This window comes from Streptomyces sp. NPDC051315, assembly GCF_044455165.1.
Classification (GTDB): Bacteria; Actinomycetota; Actinomycetes; order Streptomycetales; family Streptomycetaceae; genus Streptomyces.
The window spans coordinates 101,564-126,042 of sequence record NZ_JBITEN010000023.1; the positions used below are offsets into that span (position 1 = coordinate 101,564).

22 protein-coding genes are annotated in these 24,479 nt (G+C 72.9%); 12 read left to right on the forward strand and 10 right to left on the reverse strand.

Annotated features, from left to right (window positions below; translation table 11 throughout):
• Window positions 1-11: 11 nt before the first annotated feature.
• Both ACIBBD_RS33565 and ACIBBD_RS33570 read right to left on the reverse strand, forming a co-directional pair.
• Window positions 12-587: a PDZ domain-containing protein gene (locus ACIBBD_RS33565; protein ID WP_399423346.1), complete on the reverse strand. Its 576-nt coding sequence runs from the start codon at window positions 585-587 to the stop codon at window positions 12-14.
• A gap of 96 nt (window positions 588-683) precedes the next feature.
• Complete coding sequence (locus tag ACIBBD_RS33570) at window positions 684-1,550, reverse strand: LysR family transcriptional regulator (protein ID WP_399423347.1); 867 nt, start codon at window positions 1,548-1,550, stop codon at window positions 684-686.
• A gap of 93 nt (window positions 1,551-1,643) precedes the next feature.
• On the opposite strand from ACIBBD_RS33570, the gene ACIBBD_RS33575 reads away from it, so the two are divergent.
• Entirely contained in the window at window positions 1,644-2,381 is a 738-nt protein-coding gene (locus tag ACIBBD_RS33575) for a hypothetical protein (RefSeq protein WP_399423348.1), read from the forward strand.
• A gap of 4 nt (window positions 2,382-2,385) precedes the next feature.
• Here the strand turns inward: ACIBBD_RS33575 and cyc2 are convergent, their stop codons facing one another.
• Window positions 2,386-4,602 carry a germacradienol/geosmin synthase Cyc2 gene (gene cyc2, locus ACIBBD_RS33580; protein ID WP_399423349.1) on the reverse strand — a complete coding sequence of 739 codons (2,217 nt, stop codon included), beginning with the start codon at window positions 4,600-4,602 and terminating at the stop codon, window positions 2,386-2,388.
• A gap of 181 nt (window positions 4,603-4,783) precedes the next feature.
• On the opposite strand from cyc2, the gene ACIBBD_RS33585 reads away from it, so the two are divergent.
• On the forward strand, window positions 4,784-5,569 hold the full coding sequence (locus tag ACIBBD_RS33585; RefSeq protein WP_399423350.1) for an alpha/beta fold hydrolase: 786 nt from the start codon (window positions 4,784-4,786) through the stop codon (window positions 5,567-5,569).
• A 30-nt stretch (window positions 5,570-5,599) separates the two neighbouring features.
• Here ACIBBD_RS33585 and ACIBBD_RS33590 read toward each other — a convergent pair whose 3' ends face one another.
• The 3 genes from ACIBBD_RS33590 to ACIBBD_RS33600 form a co-directional block, all read right to left on the reverse strand.
• Window positions 5,600-6,784 carry a damage-control phosphatase ARMT1 family protein gene (locus tag ACIBBD_RS33590; protein ID WP_399423351.1) on the reverse strand — a complete coding sequence of 395 codons (1,185 nt, stop codon included), beginning with the start codon at window positions 6,782-6,784 and terminating at the stop codon, window positions 5,600-5,602.
• Between the two features lie 144 nt (window positions 6,785-6,928).
• Window positions 6,929-7,579, reverse strand: coding sequence for a ScbR family autoregulator-binding transcription factor (locus tag ACIBBD_RS33595; protein ID WP_399423352.1), 651 nt, complete (start codon window positions 7,577-7,579; stop codon window positions 6,929-6,931).
• Between the two features lie 76 nt (window positions 7,580-7,655).
• Window positions 7,656-8,552 carry a ScbA/BarX family gamma-butyrolactone biosynthesis protein gene (locus tag ACIBBD_RS33600; protein ID WP_399423353.1) on the reverse strand — a complete coding sequence of 299 codons (897 nt, stop codon included), beginning with the start codon at window positions 8,550-8,552 and terminating at the stop codon, window positions 7,656-7,658.
• A gap of 179 nt (window positions 8,553-8,731) precedes the next feature.
• On the opposite strand from ACIBBD_RS33600, the gene ACIBBD_RS33605 reads away from it, so the two are divergent.
• Entirely contained in the window at window positions 8,732-9,379 is a 648-nt protein-coding gene (locus ACIBBD_RS33605) for a ScbR family autoregulator-binding transcription factor (RefSeq protein ID WP_399423354.1), read from the forward strand.
• A 170-nt stretch (window positions 9,380-9,549) separates the two neighbouring features.
• Here ACIBBD_RS33605 and ACIBBD_RS33610 read toward each other — a convergent pair whose 3' ends face one another.
• Complete coding sequence (locus tag ACIBBD_RS33610; RefSeq protein WP_399423355.1) at window positions 9,550-11,358, reverse strand: S8 family peptidase; 1,809 nt, start codon at window positions 11,356-11,358, stop codon at window positions 9,550-9,552.
• A 368-nt stretch (window positions 11,359-11,726) separates the two neighbouring features.
• Here ACIBBD_RS33610 and ACIBBD_RS33615 point away from each other — a divergent pair, with 368 nt between their 5' ends.
• Window positions 11,727-12,686, forward strand: a complete 960-nt coding sequence (locus tag ACIBBD_RS33615) for a lytic polysaccharide monooxygenase (RefSeq protein WP_399423356.1) — start codon at window positions 11,727-11,729, stop codon at window positions 12,684-12,686.
• Between the two features lie 33 nt (window positions 12,687-12,719).
• Here ACIBBD_RS33615 and ACIBBD_RS33620 read toward each other — a convergent pair whose 3' ends face one another.
• On the reverse strand, window positions 12,720-13,358 hold the full coding sequence (locus ACIBBD_RS33620) for a Tat pathway signal sequence domain protein (protein WP_399423357.1): 639 nt from the start codon (window positions 13,356-13,358) through the stop codon (window positions 12,720-12,722).
• Between the two features lie 660 nt (window positions 13,359-14,018).
• Between ACIBBD_RS33620 and ACIBBD_RS33625 the strand changes: the two genes are divergently transcribed.
• From ACIBBD_RS33625 to ACIBBD_RS33655, 7 genes are all read left to right on the forward strand, one after another.
• Window positions 14,019-14,687 carry a DUF6230 family protein gene (locus ACIBBD_RS33625; protein ID WP_399423358.1) on the forward strand — a complete coding sequence of 223 codons (669 nt, stop codon included), beginning with the start codon at window positions 14,019-14,021 and terminating at the stop codon, window positions 14,685-14,687.
• Complete coding sequence (locus ACIBBD_RS33630; RefSeq protein WP_399423359.1) at window positions 14,684-15,106, forward strand: DUF6114 domain-containing protein; 423 nt, start codon at window positions 14,684-14,686, stop codon at window positions 15,104-15,106. The genes ACIBBD_RS33625 and ACIBBD_RS33630 overlap by 4 nt, the downstream gene beginning before the upstream one ends.
• A 526-nt stretch (window positions 15,107-15,632) precedes the next feature.
• Entirely contained in the window at window positions 15,633-16,646 is a 1,014-nt protein-coding gene (locus ACIBBD_RS33635; protein ID WP_399423360.1) for a substrate-binding domain-containing protein, read from the forward strand.
• 82 nt (window positions 16,647-16,728) lie between these two features.
• Complete coding sequence (locus ACIBBD_RS33640) at window positions 16,729-19,350, forward strand: nitrate- and nitrite sensing domain-containing protein (RefSeq protein WP_399423361.1); 2,622 nt, start codon at window positions 16,729-16,731, stop codon at window positions 19,348-19,350.
• Between the two features lie 11 nt (window positions 19,351-19,361).
• A complete protein-coding gene (locus ACIBBD_RS33645) occupies window positions 19,362-19,796 on the forward strand; it encodes a roadblock/LC7 domain-containing protein (RefSeq protein ID WP_399423362.1) in 435 nt (144 codons plus the stop codon).
• 1 nt (window position 19,797) lies between these two features.
• A complete protein-coding gene (locus tag ACIBBD_RS33650) occupies window positions 19,798-20,154 on the forward strand; it encodes a DUF742 domain-containing protein (RefSeq protein ID WP_399423363.1) in 357 nt (118 codons plus the stop codon).
• Window positions 20,141-20,722 carry a GTP-binding protein gene (locus ACIBBD_RS33655; RefSeq protein ID WP_399423364.1) on the forward strand — a complete coding sequence of 194 codons (582 nt, stop codon included), beginning with the start codon at window positions 20,141-20,143 and terminating at the stop codon, window positions 20,720-20,722. The genes ACIBBD_RS33650 and ACIBBD_RS33655 overlap by 14 nt, the downstream gene beginning before the upstream one ends.
• A 7-nt stretch (window positions 20,723-20,729) precedes the next feature.
• On the opposite strand, the gene ACIBBD_RS33660 is transcribed toward ACIBBD_RS33655, so the two are convergent.
• Window positions 20,730-21,146: an ankyrin repeat domain-containing protein gene (locus ACIBBD_RS33660; RefSeq protein ID WP_399423365.1), complete on the reverse strand. Its 417-nt coding sequence runs from the start codon at window positions 21,144-21,146 to the stop codon at window positions 20,730-20,732.
• A 230-nt stretch (window positions 21,147-21,376) separates the two neighbouring features.
• Between ACIBBD_RS33660 and ACIBBD_RS33665 the strand changes: the two genes are divergently transcribed.
• The gene (locus tag ACIBBD_RS33665; protein ID WP_399423366.1) at window positions 21,377-22,747 is read left to right on the forward strand and encodes a glycoside hydrolase family 43 protein; all 1,371 of its coding nucleotides are present in this window, start codon (window positions 21,377-21,379) and stop codon (window positions 22,745-22,747) included.
• A gap of 7 nt (window positions 22,748-22,754) precedes the next feature.
• On the opposite strand, the gene ACIBBD_RS33670 is transcribed toward ACIBBD_RS33665, so the two are convergent.
• Window positions 22,755-24,470 carry an aromatic amino acid ammonia-lyase gene (locus ACIBBD_RS33670; RefSeq protein WP_399423367.1) on the reverse strand — a complete coding sequence of 572 codons (1,716 nt, stop codon included), beginning with the start codon at window positions 24,468-24,470 and terminating at the stop codon, window positions 22,755-22,757.
• Window positions 24,471-24,479: the final 9 nt, after the last annotated feature.

Below are 24,479 nucleotides of genomic sequence, written 5' to 3' on the forward strand. Positions count from 1 at the left end.
TCGGCCAGGAGTCAGGTGATCACCCCGGGAACGACCACCAGCTGCTGGTAGCCGCCGCCGCGGTGCCGCACCGTGAGGACGACCTCGCGCCCCGGCCGTGCTTCGTCGACGGCTCGGGCGAGGTCCGTCGCCGAGTCGATCCGCCGCTCGCCGAACATCAGCAGGACGTCGCCGCGCACCAGGCCGGCCGAGTAGCCGGGGCCCGGGATGTGGACGGCGACGATCCGGGCGCCCGCCTTCTCCGCGTCCACGGCCTCCAGGCCCAGGCTGGCATCGGCGGGGCCGGGATCGGCCCGGGCGGACGGGCTCGGGTCGGGGGCGGTGCCCGCCGCGCCGGGGGTGTCCCGGCCCGCCTTCCGTTGCAGTTCGGCCAGTTCGCTCATCCCGATGACGGTCGCCCCGACGGTGCCGAGCCCGACGCCGGACAGGACCAGGAGCGTGCCGACGAACAGGCCGGACAGCAGGGTCGTCAGCCGTCGGCCACGCCGGCGCGCGGCGTGCGGGCGGCCGGCCGGTCGGCCGGCGGGGGTGTTTCCGCCGGGCTCCTGCCCGGGCATGGGCTTGGGACGCAACGCAGCTTGTTCCATGGATCGCCTCCGGCTGGTGCTCTACCCGGCGCGCCGGTGCACCACGAGCCACGAACGAGTGAGACTGACGGGGCGTCAGCAGCGGTACGCGCCCCCTCACTCCCGCACGGCCAGCGCCTCCGCCAACGCCCCCGCCGCCCCGGTCGGTGTCCCCGCGTGCACGAGTTCCACCCGGTGGACGACCCGCGGCTCGGCGAGCGGGACGGCGGCCGCCCCGGGTACGCCCGTCGCCGCCGAGCGGGGCAGGAGCGTCAGTCCGTGCCCCGCGGCGGCGAGCGCGGTCAGGACGCGGACGTCGGTGCCGTCGTAGCGCAGGGCGGGCCGGACCCCGTGGCCGCCGTTCGCGGCGCGCAGGTGGGGCAGGGGCAGGCCGGTGTCGGGGGCGTCGATCCAGCGGGCGTCGGCGAGGTCGCCGAGGCGCAGGCCGGCCCGCCGGGCGAGGGGGTGGGCGACGGGCAGCAGGACGCAGACCGGTTCCTCGCCGACGCCGTACGTGGTCAACGGGGCCACGTCGGGGAGGCGGAGCGGGTCGCTGGGGGCGGCCAGGCCGTCGACGAGGCCCAGGTCGGCCGTTCCGGCGGCGACGGCGGCGGGGACCTCGTCGCGGGCGAGGACGCGCAGCGTCACCCCGGCGGGCGGGAGGGCGGTGAGGGCCGCGGGGGTGAGCGCGGTCGGGGACGTGGCCAGCGTCAGTCCGTGCGCGGGCGCGGCGGCCATCCGGGTGACGTCCGCGCGGGCCGCCTCCAGGCGCAGCAGCAGCGGGCCCGCGTGTTCGAGGAGCCGCTCGCCGGCCGCGGTGGGGACGACGGGGCGGCGGGTGAGCAGGGGCGCGCCCAGGTCCTGTTCGAGGGCCGCGATGTGCTGGGACACGGCCGACTGGGTGTAGCCGAGGGTGCGCGCGGCCTCGGAGAAGGAGGCGAGGCGGGCGACGGTGACGTAGGTGCGCAGGAGGTGCGGGTCCATCCGCCCAGGGTCCCAGGTCGCATCAGTTCTGCTTATCGAGGGTGCAGGAATCATCGTTGGACGTGAAGCGGAGCCCGCCCGGAGGATGAGGGCATGACCGACAGCGCAGCTCAGATCGCCAAGGTCGCCCTCGTCGGCGACCACTCCCCCCACGTCGTCTCGCACACCCGCGTCCCGCTCCTGCTGGACGCCCTGGCCTCCCGGGACCGGCTGGTCCTCGACCCCTACTGGGTCCCCTCGGGGGACGCCGAGGCCGAGGACGCCGTACGCGGCTTCGACGCGGTGTGGGTGGTGCCCGGCAGCCCCTACCGGAGCGAGGCGGGTGTGCTGTCCGCGATCCGGACCGCCCGCGAGGAGGGCATCCCCTTTCTCGGCACCTGCGGCGGCTTCCAGCACGCCCTGCTGGAGTTCGCCCGCAACGTCTGCGGGCTGACGCACGTGGCGCACGCCGAGAACGAGCCCGGAGCCGACGACTTCCTCATCGAGCCCCTGGCCTGCTCCCTGGCCGGACATGAGGACACCGTCCTGCTGGAGCCGGACTCGCTCGCCCACTCCCTGATCGGCGCGGAGCGCACGGTCGAGCGCTACTCCTGCCACTACGGCCCGTCCCGCCACCTGGACACCCTGCGCGCCCACGGCCTGCGCTTCACCGGGCGGGACGGGGCGGGCGCGGTGCGCATGGCGGAACTCCCCGGCCACCCCTTCTTCCTGACCTCCCTCTTCCAGCCGGAGCTGCACGGCGACGGCTCGCGCCCGCACCCGATGGTCCGGGGGCTGGCACGAGCCGCGGCCGAGCACGCCGCACGCCGGTCGGAGCAGCAGCGCGTGTGAGGCGTCAGCCGACCGGGAGCACGCGGACGGCCGCCGGTGGGCGGCCACCGGGCACGGCGGGGACACCGGGCAGGCCGGGGACGGCCGGCGGGCGGTCCGGGAGGAAGCCGTGGGCGCGGCGGGCGAGGTAGTCCGGCTTGTACCGGTCGACCTCGCGGTGCCAGTGCAGGATGCCCGCCAGCCAGTTCTGCAGGTCGGCCACGTATCCGCGCATGGCCTCGCGGGCCTCGGACGACAGGTCGAAGTCGTCGTAAAGGACGGGCAGTTCGTGCGCGACGACGTGCTCGAACTGCTCCATGCGCTGGGTCATCAGGTCGTGGACGACGCCGAGCGCGGTCGGGTAGTCGCAGCCGAAGAAGTTCTGCACGACGAGGATCGCGTTGTGGATCTCGCCCTCGTACTCGATCTCCTTCTGGTACGAGAAGACGTCGTTGACCAGGCAGGCGTAGTCGATGGCGGCGTTCTCGAGGGAGCGGACGGGGCCGCTGCGGTAGATCTCGGGCGGGACGGCGGGGCCGTGGCCCATGCGGCACAGGCTCAGGGTGAGGTCGGAGCCGAAGGTGGCGCGCCGCATCTCCAGGTAGTCGACCGGGTCGGGCACGCGGTGCTGGAGCTGGTTGGACAGCTCCCACACCCAGCTCTCGGTCATCACGTCGACCGCGTCGCGCAGGGTGCGCCGCTGGTCGGGGGTCATGGCGGCGGTGGTCCGCGTCCACAGGTCGACCAGGCCGCGTTCCATGCCGTTGGCGGGGAGGGGCGGTTCCTCCCCGTCGACGGGCATGCAGGCGTGCAGGCGGGCCGTGGTCAGGCGGGCGGCGGCGAGGTCGCGGCGGTGGCCGAAGACGAGGGGGTAGTAGTCGTCGCCGTAGGTGCCCCAGGCGAGCCACTGGGAGCTGAGGTCGAGCTCCTCGGGGGTGGCGTCCGGGTCGAGGCCGGCGGAGCACAACGCGAGGTCGTAGGCGGCGAGTTTGTCCTCGTCCCAGACGCCCTCCTCCAGGATGCCCATCCGGTGGCACCAGTGCGTGAGCCGCCCGCGGGCGCCCTCCAGGTGCGGGCTCAGCTCCACCTGGAACGGCATGTGGAAGTCGGGCAGCAGCGACGGGCCGACCTTCTGGTAGGGCACGTGCGTGTAGGCCCGCAGGCGTTCCGCGGCGGCCGCGGCGAGGAGCGCGCCGACGTCGGCGGCGGAGGTGCCCGGGCTGGTCAGCCTCTCCCAGGGCGCGGTGGAGGTGGCGCCCTCGTTCATGTACCGGCTGGAGCGCATGTGCCACTCGTGGCCGCCGGACTGCCAGTCCTGGAGTCCCTTGGTGTAGGCGGCGATCGCGGCGACCTCGTCGGGCCTCAGGCCCGTGTCGAGGGCCAGTGCGGGCACTTCGGTGAGCGCGGTGTGCTCGAACTGGTGGAGGCGGGAGGTGAGGATGTCGTTGACGGTGTCGGCGGCTTCCTGGGTGGTGCAGCCGAAGAACGTCTCGAGGACGAGCACGCCGTTGCTGTTCTCGCCCTCGTCCTCGACCTCGCGCTGGTAGGAGAACAGGTCGTTGCGCAGGTGGACGGCGTCGGAGAAGGTCTCCATCAGCACGCGCAGCGGCCTGGACCCGGCGACGGCGGCGGGCACTTCGGCGGTCGCGTACTCCACGAGCCCGGCCGACCAGGGTGCGCCGCCCACCTTGCGGCGCATCTCGATGTACTCGACGGGGTTCGAGATCCGCCCCTCGTTGATGTTGGACAGCTCCCACATCGACTCGTTGAGCAGGTGCTCGGTGGCGACGGCGAAGCGGCGGCGCCAGTCGGCGGACATCGTCGGCACCGTACGCGTCCACAGGTCGGCGAGGCCCGCCTCCACCGGGTTCTGCGGCTCGGGCACGGGGGTGGACAGGTCCAGCGGCATGAACAGCGGCAGCCGGTCCAGGTGGGCCTTCCCGGCGGCGCGGTCCTGGGTGCGCTTGAACATGTCGAGGAAGTGGTCGTCGAAGAAGAAGACCCACACGTACCAGTCGGTGATCAACGACAGCGCGGGGCCGCCGCAGTCGGGGTGGGTGTAGGCGCACAACAGGCCGTAGTCGTGCGCCTCCAGGTCGGCCTGCTCCCAGACCCCGGAGCCCTCCAGCATGCCCATCGCGCGCGCCCACTCCGTCGAATGGGCCCGGGCCTCCTCGACATGCGGGTTCAGCCGCGCGGGATACGGCATGTAGAAGTGCGGGAGTTCGAACGGCTGCGTCATGGCCGGGCCCTACCCGGGGGCGGGAACGGCCATCCGCGGCGCGGCACATGATCACACCATCGCGTGAAACGGCCCGGAGTTCTTGCGCCGGGCGGCATCCGTATCGCGGCGAGGTCCCTCGTTCGGGGCCGACCGCTGCCGCGGCCTTGCCGCGCACCGGGCGCCGGGTCACCGTGGTCGCATGGAATCCTTCGTGCTCCCCCATGAGTTGGTCGGCGACGGCGCCCACAAGGTGTTCGCGGTGCACGGCTGGTTCGCGGACCGGTCCGCGTTCGCGCCCGTCCTGCCCGACCTGGACCGTACGGCGTTCCAGTACGCGCTGGTGGACCTGCGCGGCTACGGCGCCGCCAAGGACGCCGTGGGGACGTACGCGACCGCCGAGGCGGCGCTCGATCTCGTGGCGCTGGCCGACCGGCTCGGCTGGGAGCGGTTCTCCGTCGTCGGGCACTCGATGGGCGGCGCGATCGGGCAGCGGCTCCTCGTCCACGCCCCGCACCGGCTGCGGCGGCTGGTCGGCGTCTCCCCCGTGCCCGCCTCGGGTCTGGCGCTGCCGCCCGGGCAGTGGGAGCTGTTCGCGGACGCGGCGCACAGGCCGGAGAACCGGCGCGCCATCCTCGACGTCACGACGGGCGGCCGTCGCCCGGCCGCCTGGCTGGACCGGATGGTCGACCGCTCCCTGGAGGTCAGCGACCCGAAGGCGTTCCGGGCCTGGCTGGACTCCTGGGCGGGGGAGGACTTCCACGAGCGGGCCGAGGGGGCGGCGGTGCCCGCGCTCGCCGTGACCGGCGCCCTCGACCCGGCGCTGTCGGCCGCGTTGATGCGCGAGACGTGGATGCGGTGGTATCCGCGCGCCGAGTCGTACGAGCTGACGGCCGCGGGGCACTACGCGATGGACGAGACGCCGCTGGAACTGATCAGGGTGGTGGAGGACTTCCTGCGGGCGGACGGAGAGGACGGCCCGGCCTGACGGACCTCGTCCGTCGGGGGTGAGCGCGCGTCATGTCCTGACCTGGATCAGGGCGTGGGTGCCGCCCGTCCGCCACCGCTGCCCCTCGGCGGTGACCAACGCGGCCTCGGTGTCCGCGGACAGGCCGGTGATCACGTCGGACTTCAGGGTGCGCAGGGCGGCGACCGGGCCGGGGAAGAAGGCGGTGACGTCCGCGAAGCCGGTCGTCGGCGGCCAGGGCCGGTCTCCCACGAGACGGCGGTAGTTGAGGTCGCCCTTCACGATCGTCAGGGTGGCCGCGGCGAACTCCGCGCGCAGGTCGTCCGGCATCTCGGCCCAGGGCAGCGGGGCGGCGGCGAAGGGATGGGCGCGCACCGTGAGGGAGCCGTCCGCCATCGCCGCCCACAGGCGCCGGCCGTGGGCGGCGGCCTCGCCCGGCGCGGCCGTCAGCCGGCGCAGCGCGTCGACGACGTCGGCCGTCGTGGCGTCGGAGACGTAGTACGGGTACGGCTTGACGTGCAGGACGACCCGGCCGACGCGGCCGTGGGCGAGGAGGTGGGCGGCGAGGAGGAGGTCGGGGATCAGTTCGCGGCCCGCGTTGTCGGCGACCAGGCACAGGGTCCGGCCGCTCGGCCGCGAGGCGGGCAGCAGCGACCAGAGGACGTCGCTGTCGTCGGCGACCAGTCCGGGGACGGCGGCCCGGCCCTCGGCTCCGGCGTCGGACAGCCGGAAGCCCAGGTCGGCGCGGTTGCCCCACAGCGAGCCGTGCAGCAGGGCGTGCGCCTGTTCCGCGGCGGGCCGGGAGGCGAGGTGGTCGAGGGCGGCGAGCTCCTCGTCGGTCTCGGGAGCGTCGAGCTCGGCGAGCTTGAAGGGGCGGAACGGGTCGATGCCCTGCCAGGGACCGGGACCGAAGTAGCCCACGGCGTGCAGGAGTCGGCGGTAGAAGTAGCTCTCCGACCACAGCCAGGGCACCTCGAACCAGGACCGGCCCGCGTACGTGTCGAGCCCCCAGGACCGCCACCGGTCCCGGTCGTGGGCGTCGGCGGGGAGCGGTTCGATCACGCCCTGCGTGCAGCTCTCCAGCAACGCGTCCAGGGCGCGGTGGACCGGGGGGTCGTACGGGAAGGCGTCCCGTACCTGCCGGATGATCGCGGGGTGCCGTTCGGCCAGGACACCGTGGGGGAAGGAGCCGGGCTCGTCACCGACGATCACGGGCGGGGCGGGGGTGTCGGGCATACGACTCACGGTATCGCGGGGTGCACGGCGTCCCCGGCGCGCGACTCCCGACGACTCCGCCGGGGTGTTCGCCGCGGGCCCCACGGCCTCCGTCACGGGCCTCCCCCACGCACGCGGCCGGGGGATCGCCCGCGGGCCGCCCGGTCACACCGCCGCCATGACCTCCCGTTCCAGGCGGGCCGCGAGGCTCAGGTAGCGCGGTCGGCGAGGCACCGGGACCAGTCCGCGGATCAGGACGTGCCACATCTCGGCCATGCGGCGCGGGAGGCGCGCGTTCGGTTCGCGGGAGCGGCCCACCACGCGGGTGCCGACGAAGAAACAGACCAGGGAGTGGGCGACCGCGTCCACGTCGACGTCCGGATGGATGTCGGCCTCCTTCACCGCGCTCACCAGCCGCCGCGACACCAGGTCCAGCCACTCCGTGAAGGGGTGCGGCACCGGCGGCCGGACCGGGACCCCGCCGGTGGCGAGCCGCAGGCCCGCGCGGGCGATGGGGCCCTCGACCGACAGCCGGGTGATGCCGAAGGTGAGGCGCATCAGGGCTTCGAGGGAGGGATAGCCCCGGTCTTCGATGTCGCCGGCGACCCGGCGCCAGGCCTGGGACTGCAACTCCATGATCGCGTGGGCCAGGTCCTCCTTGGCCGCGAAGTGGAAGTAGAGCGCGCCCTTGGTGACATGCGCGTGCTCGACGATGTCACTCAGGCTGGTCGACTCGTAGCCGCGCCGGTCGAACAGGTCGGCCGCGGCCGTGATGATCGTCGCGCGGGTCTGTTCGGCGCGTAACTGCCTCGCCATCGGCTGAATTCTCCCGGGCCGGTAAAGAACGGGTCGTGCCGTTTGTTTCTTACCCGCCGTACACAATAGCTCACCGTCAGGCGGTCCCGACCAGGCACTCGAAGACGGCCGACTCGCCTTGGACGCCCCGGACCTGCACGTCGGTCCCGTGCCCTCCTTTTGCATCTATCCAGATGGGTTCGTCCAGTTCCGCGTACCGGTGGAAGTACGCGTCGTAGGCCACCGGCGCCCGTGCGCCGTGGGTTCTCAGCCGGGCCGCCTGGCGGGCCGCCTCCAGCAGGAGCATGCCGGGGACGTGATCGAGGGGATGGTCGAAGAAAACGGGGTGTGCGGTATCTACTCTCAACTGCCAGCGCGCGGGACGGTCGGTGGCGGCGAGGACGACGTCGGAGGGCAGGGCGCGGCCGACTTCGGCGGCGGACAGGCCGGGCGGGACGGGGACGGCGGTCACGGTGTCCGGGGTACGGCCGCCGCGCAGCCTGCGGTAGACGGGTCCGCTGACGCAGGTGAAGGCGACGTCGGCGGCGGCGACGCGCTCACCGTCGCGCAGGACGTGCGCGGTGTAGCGGGCGGCGGCGGGGCGACGGCTGCGGTACTGGACGTCGGTGAAGACGAGTTCGACCTCCGGCTCGGCCGGCAGCGGGCCCACGTCCAGCCGCTCGGCGGTGGTGCTGACCTGGAACTCCTGCAGCACGAACTGGTGGTCCAGGGGCACGTCGTACTCGGCGTGGGTGATCAGCGTGCCGCTCTGCCGGATCGTCTCGACGACGAGCAGCGGGTCGTACGCGGACCAGTCCGGCGACACGTGTAACCCGTGTGCCCGGGGCCACTGGGCGGAGACCGAGAAGCGGTCCGTGCCCGCCCGCCGCCAGCCGGTGAGGAGGGTCTCCGCGACCGCGGCGCGATGGACGAGTTGGCGTGGCACGGTTGCCGTCAGGGACGGGGCATCGGCAAGCTGCCGCGGTCGAGTCATCTCTCTCCCTACGGTCCCCCGAAGGCCACGGCAGACGGCGAACCGTCCGCTCCGGTGAGCGTTAGAGTACGAGGCGACCGGTTTGTTTTCAATGAGATCAGTCGACGGCATCCTATGATCGGGCCGACCTCGCTCACGATCGCGGGGCCTGCCCAACTCAGTGCCGTGAAGGGGCTCTTATGGCGAAACAGGAGCGCGCGATCAGGACGCGCCGGGTGATCCTGGAAGCGGCCGGCGCGGTCTTCGACGAGCACGGCTACACGTCCACCACCATCGCCATGGTCCTGGAACGCGCCGAAGTCACCAAGGGCGCCCTGTACTTCCACTTCCCGTCGAAGGAGTCGCTCGCCCAGGCGGTGCTCAACGAGCAGGTGCCCTTCGGGGCGGTCCCGCCGCAGCCGTGCAAGCTGCAGGAGATCGTCGACATGACGTTCGTGGTGGGCCATCGGCTGCTGAGCAACGCCCTGTTGCGGGGCAGTGTGCGGCTCGCGGTGGACCAGGAGACGCCGTCCGGCGTCGATCACGGGGAGCCGTTCCGGCAGTGGGCGCAGCGGCTGAACGGGCTGCTGGAACTGGCCCGGGAGCGGGGTGAGCTGCTGCCCACGGTGAAGCCGCGGGAGACGGTGGAACTGCTGGTGGGCGCCTTCACCGGCATCCAGTTGATGTCACGGGCGCTGACCGACCGCGCGGACCTCGCCGAGCGGCTGTCGGTGATGTGGGCGCACATCCTGCCGAGCATCGCGGTGCCCGGGCTGCTCCCCGGCCTCGACGCCCGCGCCGACCGGGGCGAGCGGGTCCTGGCCTCGCTGGAGCGCGCGGCGTCCTAGGACGCGTGAGGCGGGCCGGCCGGTGTCCATCCACACCGGCCGGCCCGCCCGTTCACACAGGAGTCACGGCTCTCCGGACCCGTGGCGCTCGAAAGTCACGGCCTTCTGACGTGGTGGCTCTCGAAGGTCACGGCCCGCTGACGTCGTGGTTCTCCGACGTCACGGCTCTCTCAGAAGGTCAGCTTCCAGTTGTTGAGCCGGCCCGTGTCCTGCGCGGCCACGTCCTGGACGCGCAGCTTCCAGGTGCCGTTGGCGACCTCGCCGGAGGCGTTCACCGTGTAGGTGGCGATGACGTTGTCCGCGGAGTCCGAGGTGCTGGAGCTCTTCAGGCGGTACGTCGAACCGTCCGGCGCCACCAGGTCGATCACCAGGTCACCGCGGTAGGTGTGGGTGATGTCCACGCCGACCTGGAGGGTCGAGGGCGCGTTGCCCGTGCGGCCGCTGACCGCGATGGCGGACTCGATCGCCGAGCCGTTGTCCGGGATGGACACGGCGGTGGTGTTGGCGAAGGTGGTGCCCCCCGTGGAGCCGCCGGAGCCGCTCACCGCCTGCACCGTCTTGGTGGCGTCCGCCAGACCTGCGCCGCAGCCGCCGGAGCAGGCGCCGGGCAGGGCACGGGCGTTGGACTTGATGGCCGACTCGATCTGCGCCGGGGTCAGCGCGGAGTTCGCCGACTTCATCAGCGCGGCCAGGCCCGCGATGTGCGGGGTGGCCATGCTGGTGCCCTGGTAGTAGGCGTAGTTCTCGGTCGACGGGGTCTTGGTGCCCGAGTTCAGCGTGGACAGGATGCCGTTCGCGGTGCCGGTGCTGGTCTGGCCGCCGGGCGCCGAGATGTCGACGAGGGAACCGTAGTTGGAGTAGGACGCCTTGGCGCCGGTGCGGTTGGTCGCGGCGACCGAGATGACGTTGTTGCAGTTGCCCGGCGAGTGGTTCGCGACGTTGTCGTTCTCGTTGCCCGCGGCCACGACGACGGTGGTGCCGCGGTTCACGGCCGCGTTGATCGCGCTCTGGGTCGCCGAGGTGCAGGCGCCGTCGCCGCCGAGGCTCATGTTGATGACCTTGGCGACGTTGGAGTTGGCGGGCACGCCGGAGACGGTGCCGCCGGACGCCCAGGTGATGGCGTCGATGATGTCGGAGTCGTAGCCGCCGCACTTGCCGAGGACGCGGACCGGGGAGATCTTCGCGCCGTAGGCGATGCCCGCGACACCCTTGCTGTTGTTCGTGACGGCGGCGATGGTGCCGGCCACGTGGGTGCCGTGCCAGGAGGAGTTGCTGGCGGGGATGCCGGCGCCGCACTCGTTGGCGTTGTACCAGTCGCCCGGGTCGGCCGGGTTGCTGTCGCGGCCGTTGCCGTCCACCGCGACGGCGGTGTCGGCGATGAAGTCGTAGCCGCCGACGATGTTCGCGGCGAGGTCGGTGTGGGCGACGTAACCGGTGTCGATGACGGCGACGGTGACGCCGGTGCCGGTCGTGGTGTTCCAGGCGCCGGGCACGTTCATGCCGGCGGTGGCCTCGAACAGGTCCCACTGCTTGGCGTACTCGGTGTCGTTCGGGTCGGCCTTCGCCGTGTTCAGGCGGTCCGGGACGACGTAGGCGACCTGCGGGTCGGCCTGGTACTCCGCCACGACGTCGGCGACGTCGGCGCGGGTGAGGTCCTCGCCCAGGTCGACCAGGGCGGCGCCGGTGCCGAGGCGGCGCTGGAAGTCGACGTCCTCGCCGGCCTCCTTGCCCTTGGCGGCGGCGTCGGCCTCGGCGGCCGGGTTCGACTTCGCCTCCTCGGCGCCGGACTTGTAGCCCACGATCAGGCGCTCGGCCGGGGCACCGGGCGCGGCCTCGGTCTGGGCGGCCGGGACGGTGGCGGCCTGGGGCGCGCCGTCCTGGGCGACGGCGACCGAGGCGGTGGAGGCGGCGGTGAGGAGGGCCGCGGAGACCGCGGCGGCGGATATCAGCTTCCGTCTGAGGGCAGGTGACGTGCGCAAGGGCGTGCCTTTCGTGGCCGGCTCCGGGCAGGGCGGAGCGGCGGTCGATTCGCTTCGTCGTCGAAGCGGCGGGGGGTGAATCGAGGAGCAACGCGATGGCCGGCCAGGCGCGGTGCCGACTGCGGAGGGGTTACCTGTGGGTCGGCTGTGTCCGGAACGATAGGCAAAGGATCAGCTGTTCGGATACAGGGGAAACCCTCGATCCGCCCTCGATCCGGCCGGAAACCCGCCCCGGGTGGCGCGGATCTGACGGCCCATGTCCCGTTTTGCTCCCGTGACATCCGGTGCATGGGGGTACTGAACGCGCCGGGCCGGTTGTCCGTACTGCACGACGACCGTTCCCCGCGTCGGCCGAGGAGACGTCCCCGATGCCCCGCAGCACCGCACACCGCGCCACCGCGCACCGCACCACCGCCCTGGCGGCCACCGCGCTCACCGCCCTGGGCCCGCTCCTGCTGGGGCTGTGGGCCGCGGGCCCCGCGCGGGCGCACGGCGCGCCCACGGATCCGGTCAGCCGGGTGTACGCCTGCTCCCCCGACGGCGGCGCGCCGTCCCGTTCCACGGCCTGCCGGGCCGCCGTCGCGGCCAACGGCGGCCCCTTCACCGCCTGGGACAACCTGCGCGTGGCGAACGTCGACGGCCGCGACCGGCGGACCGTCCCGGACGGGCAGTTGTGCAGCGGCGGCCTGCCCGCCTACCGGGGTCTCGACCTAGCCCGCGCCGACTGGCCGTCGACCCGGCTGACACCGGGCGGGACGCTGCGGATGACGTACGTCTCGACGATCCCGCACACCGGCACGTTCAGGCTGTATCTGACGAAGCCGGGTTACGACCCGGGGAAACCACTGACCTGGGACGACCTGCCCGAGCGCCCGTTCGCCGAGGTCAGGGACCCGGTGCTGAGGGACGGCGCCTACCGCGTCACGGCGAAGCTGCCCGCCGACCGGACGGGGCGCCAGGTGCTGTACACGATCTGGCAGAACAGCAGCACGCCGGACACCTACTACGCGTGTTCCGACGTGGTGTTCCCGGAGGCCGGGGAGGAGAGGGAGGCGGTGCGGCCCTCGTCGACGCCTACGGCGGACAGGACGGCGGAGCGGTCCTTCGCCGGCCCGTCGGCCTCGGCCACCCCGACGGCGGACGTCGCCGCGGCCGGGGCGGACGGGACGGGTTCTGCGCCGGCCGCGGCCGAACCGGCGAGCACCCCGGTGGCGGAAGCCTCCGGGGCGGGCTCGGGGCCGTCCGCGCCCCTGGTGGCGGGCGGCGCCGCGGCGGTGCTGGCACTCACCGGCGGCGCCGCTCTGGTGGTACGCCTGCGGCGACACTGAGCCGCCGCAGGCGGGACTGCGCCGAGGTGTCGGTCAGTTGACGACGACCGAGGCGCCGCCGGTGGTCACCGGGGCGTACTTGGCGGTGAAGTAGGCGTTGGCGAAGCAGAGCGTCGAGCCGGACAGCTTGGTGAACTGCTGGTTGGCGAAGGCGATGCTGTTGTCGGTGTTGCTCGCCGTGCCGTTCAGAGCGGCTCCCTCGTAGACGCAGCTGACGCTGCCCAGCAGGGTGCGCAGCACGACCGTCGTGCGGATCTTGGAGCCGGCGGGCGGCGAGACGGTGAGGGTGCCGCCGGAGGAGACGGCCGCGGTGTACGGGAGGTTGTTGACCGTGATGCTGGTGACACCGAGGACGCCGACGACGTTCGAGGTGCAGTTGGTGAAGGTCTGGGCGGTCAGCGACTCGGTGGCGGTGCCGGGCGCGGTCGGGTTGGCGGTGACGGTGGCGGAGAAGCTGGACGCCGCACACGAGACACCACTGGTGCCGGTGGCGCTGGAGTAGAACGTGGCGGAGGTGCCGGCGGCCAGGGACGCGGTGAGGACGTCACCGACCGCGACGTCGCCGTTGGCGGTGGTGAGGACCGCGGGGTCGGCGGCGGAGGCCGGGGTCACAGCCGTCAGCGACAGGGCGGCGACGGTACCGGCCGTGGCGAGGAGCGAGCGGATGCGCATGCGGGTGCCTCATTTCTGAAGTGGGGGGCGGTGCTGGGGAGTCGGTGGAACGTGGGGGGAGCGGGACATGGCTCGACGTCCGCCGGCGCCGGCCCGTGACGCCTTCTCCGTACGCGACGGACCGGCAGCGGAAGTGCGTCGGACGCGGCCGGCAGGGGTGAAGCGGCCGCGGCGGCGCCGTGAAGGGATCGGACTCGGGGCACGTGCGGGCCCGTGCTGGATGCCCGGGCGGATGTACCCGTACTGGTGGGAGGTCCGGCTCGCCTGCTGAGACGGCCGGACCGGGTCCGGGAAGCGCGGCGAACTGTCGTCGCGCGGCGGATCCGGCGCCACGGATCCGGGCTGAGTCACGTCGGTTGTAGACCTGATGCTCAGTCAGCGTCAAGGACTCGTCAGCAAGTTGACGGACCGGCAGATATATGCGGCCCGGACCCGGAGGACGGGCCGGCCGGTGGGCGGCACACAACGAACACCCTTTTTCCACATCTCCCTTGACCCCTTGGTGTAACCATCGGTAACTTCCGAATGGCTACTGCCGCGTAACGAGAAAGCCCTTGCGATTCCGGGAGTCGTGAGGAGGCGTGCGCGACAGCCGCTGTCCGCGCCAGGACAACGTGCCACTGAAGCCCAACCCGCATGACTATGCCCCTGGGAGCAGACATGGCCTCGTCCCCGGACGTCACGTCGTCCGCCGACCACACCCCCGAGAACCCGGAAAGCGGTTCCGCGGAACGACGCGGTCGGGTCCGGCTGCGCCGGGCCGCCGTGATGGCGGTGCCCGCCACCTTCATCGCCGCGGGACTCGCGGTCCTCACCGCCCAGGGAGCCCTGGGCGTGCAGTTCGCCATCTCCGGCATGCCGTTCGTGGTCACCGCCGACAAGCTCGAAGGCGACGGCTTCGCGCAGTTCGGCTCGCTGGACCACATGATCGAGGACAGCCCCAACCAGGGTGACACCGGCGGTCAGGTCCTCGTCGTCACCTCCGTGGTGAAGTCCGGCAAGCTCACCAACCTCTGCCAGAGCGTCGACCTCGGCGGTATCCAGCTCGTGCTCACCGCCGGCGACAAGGGCACCAAGGTGGGCGTGGAGAACCTGGCCATCGACTCCGACGAGATCACCGGCAACGCCGCGTTCAACAACATCGAGATCGGCCGCGACGCCAGCACCTTCGACAAGGTCGACACGCGGGGCATGCCGGGCGTCTACGGCCAGCAGGCCGACAAGGTCGTCATCACCGACCTGTACCAGCACAACTACGCCGCCACCGCGGCCGTCTTCAAGCTGCCCGACCTGCACATGAGGTTCGGGGGCAAGGGCTGCCCGCAGTGAACCGCTTCCGGCAGTGGAGCGCGCGCCGGCCCTTCCCGGGCGGGCTGCTGCTCGCCCTGGGCGGCGCGGAGATCCTGGTGACCATGAAGGCGCCGCTGCCGGTCATCCTGCACATCGGCATGCAGGGCCTGGCCGGTTACCTCCTGCCGACCCTGATGCTGCTGATCGGGCTGCTGATCCTGTTCAACCCGTCGCAGCGCCTCTTCTACTCGGTCATCGGCGTCCTGCTCTCCCTGGGCACGTGGCTCACCTCGAACCTCGGGGGCTTCCTCATCGGCCTGCTCCTCGGCGTGGTGGGCAGCTGCCTTACCTTCGGCTGGCTTCCCGACCAGGAGCCGCGCCGCAGCCGCCGACGGCGGCGCAAGGAGACGCACACGGCCGCGGAGCCGCTGCTGTCGAAGACGGGAGAGCCCGCCTGAGCGTGCCCCCGGCGCGGCAGGACCCGACGGGGCCGGGACGATCCGCCGACCGCGGTCGTACCCGGCCCTGACGCCTGCCCACGGGACGACGCCGCGCCGGTGCCGCCCCGTGGACGGTGACCGTCCTGCCCCTCGGCGGCGGCATCCCCGCCTCCCCCACCCCGCACGAGACCGCCCGGGCGGAGGCACCCCGACGCCCGGGGGCGTACGTGGGCGGTGGCGCGCGCGTCCCGCCCCCCGACCGCCGCGTGACGCTGTCCGACACGCCCCGGCGGAATGCGCCGCGGGCGCCCTCGTGACTGACGATCACTCACATCACCTGCTGCTTCGTCCCCTTTGCGGCCCTGGTGACGCCGTCCCACATCACGATGCGGCAGCAGCACCTCACCCCAAGTGGTTGTTCACTTGACTACGAACGGTCACACACGGTTGGCTCCGAGCCAGCGAAGCCTCTCGCCGGTGCATCCCCCGTCGGCGGCGCTCGCCCCGTCCTCCTGCTCTGCCGCACAGCGAGGTGCAGCCTCCCGTGAACACTCCCCTCACCGCTCCCCGTGCCGTCCGTTCCCGCAGATCCGTTCGCCTCGCCGCCCCCGCCGTGGCCTGCTGCCTGCTCCTCGCCGGCTGCTCCGGCGCCACGTCGTCCGGCTCGGACGCGGACACGGCGGCCGGGCCGGGCGACCGGATCACGATCGCCCTGGTCACCCACGGCGGAAAGGGCGACGCCTTCTGGGAGCTGGTGCGCGAGGGAGCCGAGGCGGCCGCCGCCAAGGACGGCGTCGACCTGACCTACGCGAGCGACGCCGGCGCCGCCGGACAGGCCGAGCTGGTGCGGGAGGCGATCCGTGACAGGGTCGACGGCATCGCCGTCACCCTCGCCAAGCCGCAGGCGATGAAGAGCCCGGTGGCCGAGGCCAAGGCGGCCGGCATACCCGTGGTCGGCCTCAACTCCGGCATGGGCGCCTGGCGTTCCCTCGGGGTCCTGGAGTTCTTCGGACAGGACGAGAGCGTCGCCGGCCGCGCCGTCGGCGACGAACTCGACGCCCTCGGGGCGAAGCACGTCCTGTGCGTCATCCACGAGCGGGGCAACATCGCCCTGGAGGCGCGCTGCGCGGGCGTGAAGAAGGCGTTCGCCGGCGAGACCGAGATGCTCTACGTCGACGGGACCGACATGGACGCGACGACCGCCGCCGTCGCGGCACGCCTCCGGCAGCAGCCCGGCGTCGACGAGGTCATCACCAACGGCGCCCAGTTCGCGCTCGCCGCGGTGCAGGCGGCCGACGAGGCGGGCGGCGGCACCGAGGTCGCCACGTTCGACCTCAGCGAGGACCTGGTCGGCGCCATCCGCGACGGCCGTGTGCGGTTCGCGGTGGATCAGCAGCCGTATCTGCAGGGTTACCTCGCCGTGGACGCGCTCTGGCTCCACGAGACCAACGGCAACATCAGCGGAGGCGGGGTGGCGCCCGTCCTCACGGGCCCGGCCTTCGTCACGCGGACCAACGTCGCCGACGTCGCGCGCTTCGCCGCCGACGGAACCCGCTGACCTCCCGGGTCCTCCCCGGTCCCCAGCTCCTCTCCCGAGCCCGCTCCCCCTCCCCCTCCCCGCTGATCGCCCTAGGACGACCATGTCTCCACGGACAGGTGCCCGGCGCCGCCGTCTCGGCTCCATACGTCTCTCCCTGATCCTCCTGGCGCTGGTGCCCTGCGTCACCCTCGCCGCCATGTGGGGTGTGACGACGATCCAGATCCTCTCGGAGGGACTGCGGCTGCGCGCACAGACCGAACTGAGCCGGTCGACCGGTGCCATGGGTACCGAGGCGACGCTCGCGTTGCAGCAGGAGCGCAGCCTGTCGGCCGTATGGCTGACCAGCCCCGACGGCACCACCCGGGCCCCGCTGGAGGAACAGCGCAGGACGACGGACGCGGCGGTCGCACGGCTGGTCGCGCGGGCGGACGACATCCAGCAGGCACCCGATCGCGTCCGGGAGCGGATGTACTCGGTCGTCGCCTCCGTGGGCAGCCTGGAGTACTACCGGGGCCAGGTGGACGACCCCACCGACATCACCGCCGCGCAGGCGCTGGACCAGTACACCTCGATCATCGACGACCAGATCCACGCCTTCCAGGAGCTGTCCCAGGTCGACGACGGCGACCTGGCCTCGCAGGCCGGTCCGCTCGTCGCCCTGGAGCACGCGGCGGAGCTGGTCTCCGAGGAGGACCTGCAGCTCACGCTGGCCGGGCCCGAGCGGCGCATGGAGGCGAAGGAGTGGTCCACGTTCGCCGAGACGGTGCACGCGCGCCGCTGGCTCGTGCAGGACCAGATCATCCCCTCGCTCGCCGGCGACACGAAGACGCAGACCGAACGGATCCTGCAGAGCCCGGCGTGGCGGACCCTGGAGGCCGTCGAGGACAAGGTCCTCGCGGCCCGGACGAACCAGCGGAAGAACGGCGCCGTCCCCCTGCCGGACGTGCAGAAGGAGTGGCGCACCGCGCTCATCGAGGTCTCCGACCAGTACGCGGAGCTGATCCGGCAGCAGACCACGGCGCTGCTCCAGCGCAGCGCGGACGAGGCGCACGGACTGCTCATCAAGGCCGCGGCACTGAGCACCGGCGGCCTCGTCGCGCTGCTGCTGTGCGTCGGCATGTCCTGGCGGATCACCCGCTCGCTGCTGCGGCGGCTGCACGGGCTGCGGAGGGCCACGCTGAGCCTGGCGCACGAACGGCTCCCGGACGTGGTGGCCCGGCTGGACCGGGGAGAGACCGTCGACGTGGACGCGGCGGCCCCGCCGCTCGACTACGGCGGTGACGAACTCGGGCAGGTGGCCGCGGCGTTCAACACGGCACAGCGCACCGCCGTGCACACCGCGGTGGAACTGGCCGACACCCGGCGCGGATTCCAGAAGGTCATCCTGGGCATCGCCCGGCAGAGCCAGAATCTGGTCAACCTCCAGCTCAGCAAGTTGGACGCGCTGGAGCGCCGGCACCAGGACCCGGAGGTCCTCCAGGGTCTGTACGAACTGGACTCGACGGCGAGCCAGTTGCGCCGGTACGAGGAGAACCTCGTCATCATCAGCGGCGGCCGGCCCGGACGCAGCTGGTCGGAGCCGGTGGCGCTGATCGACATCCTGCGCAGCGCCGTCGGTGAGGTCGCCGAGTACCGGCGGGTGGAGGTGCAGACGGAGGAGGAGGTGTCCATCGCCCCGCCCGCCGTGGCGGACGTGATCCATCTGCTGGCCGAGCTCATCGACAACGCGACCTCCTACTCGCCGGCGCCGAGCCCGGTCGGGGTGCGGGCCTCGCTGGTGGCCAGGGGTCTGGTGATCGAGGTGGAGGACCGCGGCCTCGGCATGTCCGAGGAGGACTACGCCTCGTTCAACGCCCAGTTGGCGGTGCACCCGCAGTTCGACGTGGTGGCGCTCGCCGACGACCTGCGGCTGGGCATGTTCGTGATCGCCCGGCTGGCCACCCGGCACGGCATCGCCGTGACCCTGCGCTCCTCGCCGTACGGCGGGACCACCGCGATCGTGCTGGTCCCGCACGACATCGTGGTCCGCGAGACCCCCGGCTCCGCGTCCCCGGGGACCGGCGTCCCCCGCACGCCGGGGACCGCCGGACCCGCCACGCCGCCGTCCCTTCCGGTACGCGGCGCGTCCGCCTCGGCACAGGACTCGTCGGCCGGACGGGACGGCACGGCCGACCCGGCGCCGGCCTCGGCGGACCCGGCAGCGGCCTCGGCCGGCCCGGACGGCACCGTGCCGTACCCGGCGCCCACGGACGCAAGCACGTCGGGCACGTCGCACGACTCGGCCGCGGGAGACGGCATCACGCCGGCCGGCTCACGCGAACCGGCCGCCCCGCACACCACTGCGCCGGACGACTCCCGTAGCCCGACCGCCCCGCACACCACCACGCCCGGCGACTCACCCGCGCGGGGGGCGACGACGGGGGCGGCCCGGGCGGCGGCTCCCGCCCGCCCCGACGGCCTGGCCCCGCTGCCCCGCCGGGTCCCGCAGACCAGCCTCGCCACCGAGTTGCGCGAGGAGCCCGGGCCCGCCGGGCAGGACGGTGTCGCCGACGACTTCACCGCGGAGCGCGCGGCCTCCTCCCTCGCCGGTTTCCAGCGCGGCACGCTGCGGGCACGCGACGACGCCGACGAACCGCCGTCCGGCCCCGAGGAGACGACCTCCGCGCCGGTCACCGCCGCCGACACCCCCCAGACCCCGACCCCGCTCCCCGACCGTTCATGAAGGACACCGCGATGACACACCCCAGCCCCGCCACGAACACCCAGCTCGACCAGTTGCTCACCGGTCTCGTGGACCGGGTCGCCGACGTGCACCAGGCCGTCGTGCTCTCCGAGGACGGGCTGGTGGTCAGCAAGTCCACCGGGTTCCCGCGCGAGGACGCCGAGCGGCTGGCGGCGACCGCGTCCGGCCTGATGAGCCTCAGCAAGGGCGTCAGCATGGACTTCCGCGGCGGGCCGGTGCGCCAGGCGCTCATCGAGATGGCCCACAGCTACCTGATCCTCACCTCGGCCGGCCCGGGGGCCCATCTGGTCGTGCTGGCCGCCTCGAAGGCGGACGTCGGCGTGGTGGCGTACCAGATGAACATGCTGGTGAAGAAGATCGGTGAGCACCTCAGCGCGGCGCCGCGGACCGGTGCCGGTCCCGCCGCGCGCACCAACGGCGGGTGAGGTGAGCGCAGGAGACGCAGCGGGCCGGCTCGTCCGGCCCTTCACGCTCACCGGCGGGCGGACCAGACCGAGCCGCGCCGACTTCACGCTCATCACGACGGTGACCGCGGTGGACCCGCGGCCCGAGCGGGCCGTACGGCCGCAGCCGGAGCACGTCCGGATCCTGCGGCTGTGCGCCCGGCCGGTCGCCGTGGCGGAGATCGCGGCCCGGATGGACCTGCCGGTGAGCGTGGTCGTCATCATGCTCTGCGATCTGCTGGAGGCGGGCCTGATCACGGCCCGTCCGCCGCGTCCCGTCACCGGTACCCCGAATCTGGAGCTGCTGCAGAAAGTGAGGGACGGCCTTGGCCGGATCTGATGCCACCGCCGGGACGGTGGAGGCACCCGACACGGTGAAGATACTCGTGGCCGGCGGCTTCGGCGTCGGCAAGACCACCCTGGTCGGATCGGTCAGCGAGATCACGCCGCTGCGCACGGAGGAACCGCTGACCGTCGCCGGGCTCGACATCGACGATCTGAAGGGCATCGAGGAGAAGCGGTCCACCACCGTGGCCCTCGACTTCGGACGCATCACCATCGGCGACGACCTGGTGCTGTATCTCTTCGGCACACCGGGGCAGCAGCGGTTCTGGTTCATGTGGAACGACCTGGCCGTCGGCGCCCTGGGGGCGGTGGTGCTGGTCGACATGCGCAGGCCGCGGTCCAGCTTCGCCGCGATCGACTTCTTCGAGCGCCGGGGCATCCCGTTCGTGGTCGCGGTCAACGGCTTCCACGGGCGGCACCCGTATCCGGCGGAGGAGATCAGGGAGTCGCTGGCGCTGCCGACGGACGTTCCCGTGCTGCTGTGCGACGCGCGGGAGCGGGAGTCCTGCCGGGACGTGCTGATCGCGCTGATCGACCGGCTGATCGCCCAGGTCGCTCCCTGAGCCACCGTCAGCGGGCGCCGGCGGCGCGCAGCACGGCGGCCGTCTCCGGGTGCGGTCCCGCGGTCGCCCACTCCAGGGCCGTCCACCCGGTGCCGTGGTCCTCACGGAGACCGGGGTCGGCGCCGTGGGCGAGGAGGGTGCGGACCGTCTCGGTGTGGCCCCAGCAGGCGGCCGCGCACAGAGGCGTGCCCTCCGCACCGGGTCCGTCGCTCTCGGCGTCGGGCGGGGCACCGGCCTCCAGCAGCCGTCGCGCGATCCCGGCGGCTCCCTCGACCGAGGCCACGTACAGAGGTGTGGTGCCGTCCCGGTCCCCCGCCGCCGGGTCGGCCCCGGCCCGCAGCAACGCGTCGACCCGCGCGTCGTCGCCGAGCAGCGCCGCCTCGACGAGACGCCTGTTCAGCTTCTTCTGCCGTCGTCTGTTCACGGTCGGACAGTAGCCCCCGTCCGCGGAGGTGATCACCGGCTTTTCCGTGGGCCGCACACAGGTCGGCGGCGGGAAACCGCCAAGCGTGTCGCGGTGATTGACCTGTTCCCCACAGCCCCCTAGCTTCTGACCGGTTCACCGAACTACGTTCGACATTCCGAACGAAGTGCCCCCGTCTCACACCCCGCACCCCACATCTCACACCCGCATCCCGCACCCGTGGAGAGCGCATGACCCCCACCCCCTCCCGCCGCCTGTTCCTCGGCGCGGCCGCCGCCGTCCCCCTGTCCCTGGCCCTCGGCACCCCGTCCGCCCACGCGGCCGACTCGGCGTACGTGATGGCCTACTTCACCGAGTCGACCAGCCTGGGCGCGGGCACCGACTACGGCCTCCACCTGGCCGTCAGCACGGACGGACTGCGCTGGATGCCGCTGAACCAGAACAACCCCGTCGTCACGCCGACCGAAGGCGCCGGCGGCCTGCGCGACCCGTTCATCCTGCGCAAGCAGGACGGCACCTTCGTGGTGCTCGCCACCGACCTCAAGGGCACCGACTGGAGCTACAACAGCCAGTACATCCACGTCTGGAACTCGGCCGACCTGCGCACCTTCACCGGCTACCACCGTCTCAAGCTGCACGACATGGTGACCCACAGCTGGGCACCGGAGGCGTTCTGGGACGCGGGCCGCGGCCAGTACGGGATCCTCTACTCGTCGGTCAACTCCAGCGGCCACAACGTGATCATGGTGAACTACACCACCGACTTCGTCACCGTCTCCGCACCGCAGGTCTTCTTCGACCCCGGCTACGACGTGATCGACGGCAATCTGACCGTGGGCGTCAACGGGGTCAACTACCTCTACTTCAAGAAGGACCAGACGCTGGTCGGCGCGAGGTCCACCACCCTCGCCCCGGGCAGCTTCACCCCCTTCAGCACCCCGGCCGCGCACGGCGGCACCGAGGCGCCGACGGTGGTGAAGTCCCTGACGTCCCAGAGCTGGTACCTCTACGGAGACACCTACACCCCGAACGGCGTCTTCTACGCCTGGCAGAGCACCGACCTCGCGGCCGGCACCTGGACGGCGCTCGACCAGCGCCTGTACACCCAGCCGGTCAACTCCAAGCACTGCGGCATCCAGCCGATCACCTCGACGGTGTACGACAACCTGGTCGCGAAGTGGGGAGCGCCGACCTGGAACCGGCTCAAGTCGTACAACTACCCGGCCCGTTACGTCCGCCACGCCGACTTCGTCGGCCGCATCGACACCTACCCCTTCGACCTCTACACCGACTCGCAGTGGAAGCTGGTGCCGGGTCTGGCGGACGGCTCGGGCGTCTCCTTCCAGTCGGTGAACTATCCGACGCGCTATCTGCGCCACTACGCCTACGAGCTCCGGCTGGACGTCAACGACGGCACGTCGACGTTCGCGGCGGACGCGACCTTCCACCGTACGGCGGGGCTGGCGGACGCGAGCTGGTCGTCGTTCCGGTCGTACAACAACCCGACCCGCTACATACGGCACTCGAACTACGTCCTGCGCGTCGACCCCGTCTCGACGGCCACCGAGCGGCAGGACGCCACGTTCCACGTCGGTTACTGAGCCGTCCTCACAGCTCGGCCAGCTCGGGCAGCAGTGCGGCGGCCGCCGTCACGTCCCCCGTCAGCGGGCGGTCGTCGAGACCGCCGGGGAGGGCGGCGTCCGCCACGGTGAAGGCGGGCACCCGCGGCGGCGCGGCGTGCAGGCGCAACGCCCTCACGGCGGCGACGAGCTCGCAGGCCAGGACGGTGTCGTAGGCGTCCGTCGCGCGGAGGGTCTGGCGGGCCGCCTGGCCGGCGAAGCTGGCGGCCTCCTCCAGGCCGTGCGAGAGGACGGCGTGCCCGACGGAGGCGGGGGCCGCGCACGCACGCAGCTCCGCGAGCGCGGAGTGGGCCGTGTACTCCAGGATCATCGTGCCCGAGCTGCTCGCGGGGCCCGCTGCGAGGAACCCGGGCAGCCCGGTCAGACCGGGGTCGCCGAGCGCGGCCAGCCGGGCGGCGGAGAGCTGGGCGGTCCCCAGCAGGGCGAGGTTCGCGGCCTCCAGGGCGAGGCCGAGGGGCGCTGCGAAGAAACCGCCGTGGTGGTAGGCCGCGGTGCCGTCGGGGGCGACGAGGGGGTTCTCCGAGGGGCAGTTGATCTCCACCTCGACGACCTCGCGCAGCCGCTCGGCCGCGTCGAGGGCGCAGCCGTGGGCCTGGGGGAAGGCGCGAAAGCCGTAGGGGTCCTGGATACGGCGGCCGGGGCCGGACGGCCGGTCGGGCAGCCCGAGCAGCCGCCGCACCTCGGCGGCCGTCCGGGCCGCGCCGGGATAGGGCCGCAGGGCGTGCACGGGCGCGGCGTACGCCTCCGGTGAACCGGAGACCGCGGCGAGCGACAGGGCGGCCACGGCGTGCGTGGCCCGCAGCAGCACGTCCAGCGCGTGCCCGCCGAGCGCCGCCTGCGCGAGCACGAGGGCGTTGCTGCTGAGCAGCGCGAGGGCGTCCCCGGGACGCAGGACGACGGGAGCGGGCAGCCGACCGGCGGCCGGGCCCCCGCCGGGAATCGTTGCCGGTGCACCGGGACTGCTCTCCGTCCCGCCCTCCGGACCCGCGCCGGCCCCGGCCCGTGGGTCCGCGTTCGAGGCCGTGGCGTCAGGCCGGGCGGGCGGGTGGGTGTGCAGCCAGTCGTACAGGCCCGCGGTGGGGCGGCCGTCCAGGAGGTCGGCGGGGCGGGGGGCCGCGCCGCGGCTGCCGTTGTTCTCCGGGCGGTCGTCCAGCCAGGGGCGTTCGCCGATCAGGGTGAGCCCTGTCTGGGCCAGGGCCGTCAGGTCGCCCGTGCCGATCGCGCCGTACTCGTTGACGGCCGGGTGGACGCCGAGGCGGAGCGCCTCCGTGAGGGCGTCGACGAAGGAAGGGTGGATGCCGGAGCCGCCGGCGAGGAGCTGGTTGGCGCGGATCGCGAGCATCGCGCGGACCTGACGGGCCGGCAGCAGGGCGCCCGCGCCGCCGGCGTGGCTGCGCAGGAGCCGCAGACCGTGACCGGCCTCGTCGTCGGCGTCGACGGTCACCGTGCGGTGGGCGCCGACGCCGGTGCCCCGGCCGTAGAGCCGGCCGGCGGCGGCCAGCCGCTGGGCGGCGCGCCAGGCGTCCGCGGCCCGCTCGCGGGCCTCGGGCGCCACGGCGGGCACGGCCGCACCGTCGGCGAGCGCGATCAGCTCGCCGACGGTGAGGGTGGTGCCGTTCAGGACGACCCGGGTGTCCTCCGGGGCGGGAGGAACCCGGGCCGGTCCGGGTGCTGTCGTGTCCAATCCGCGAAC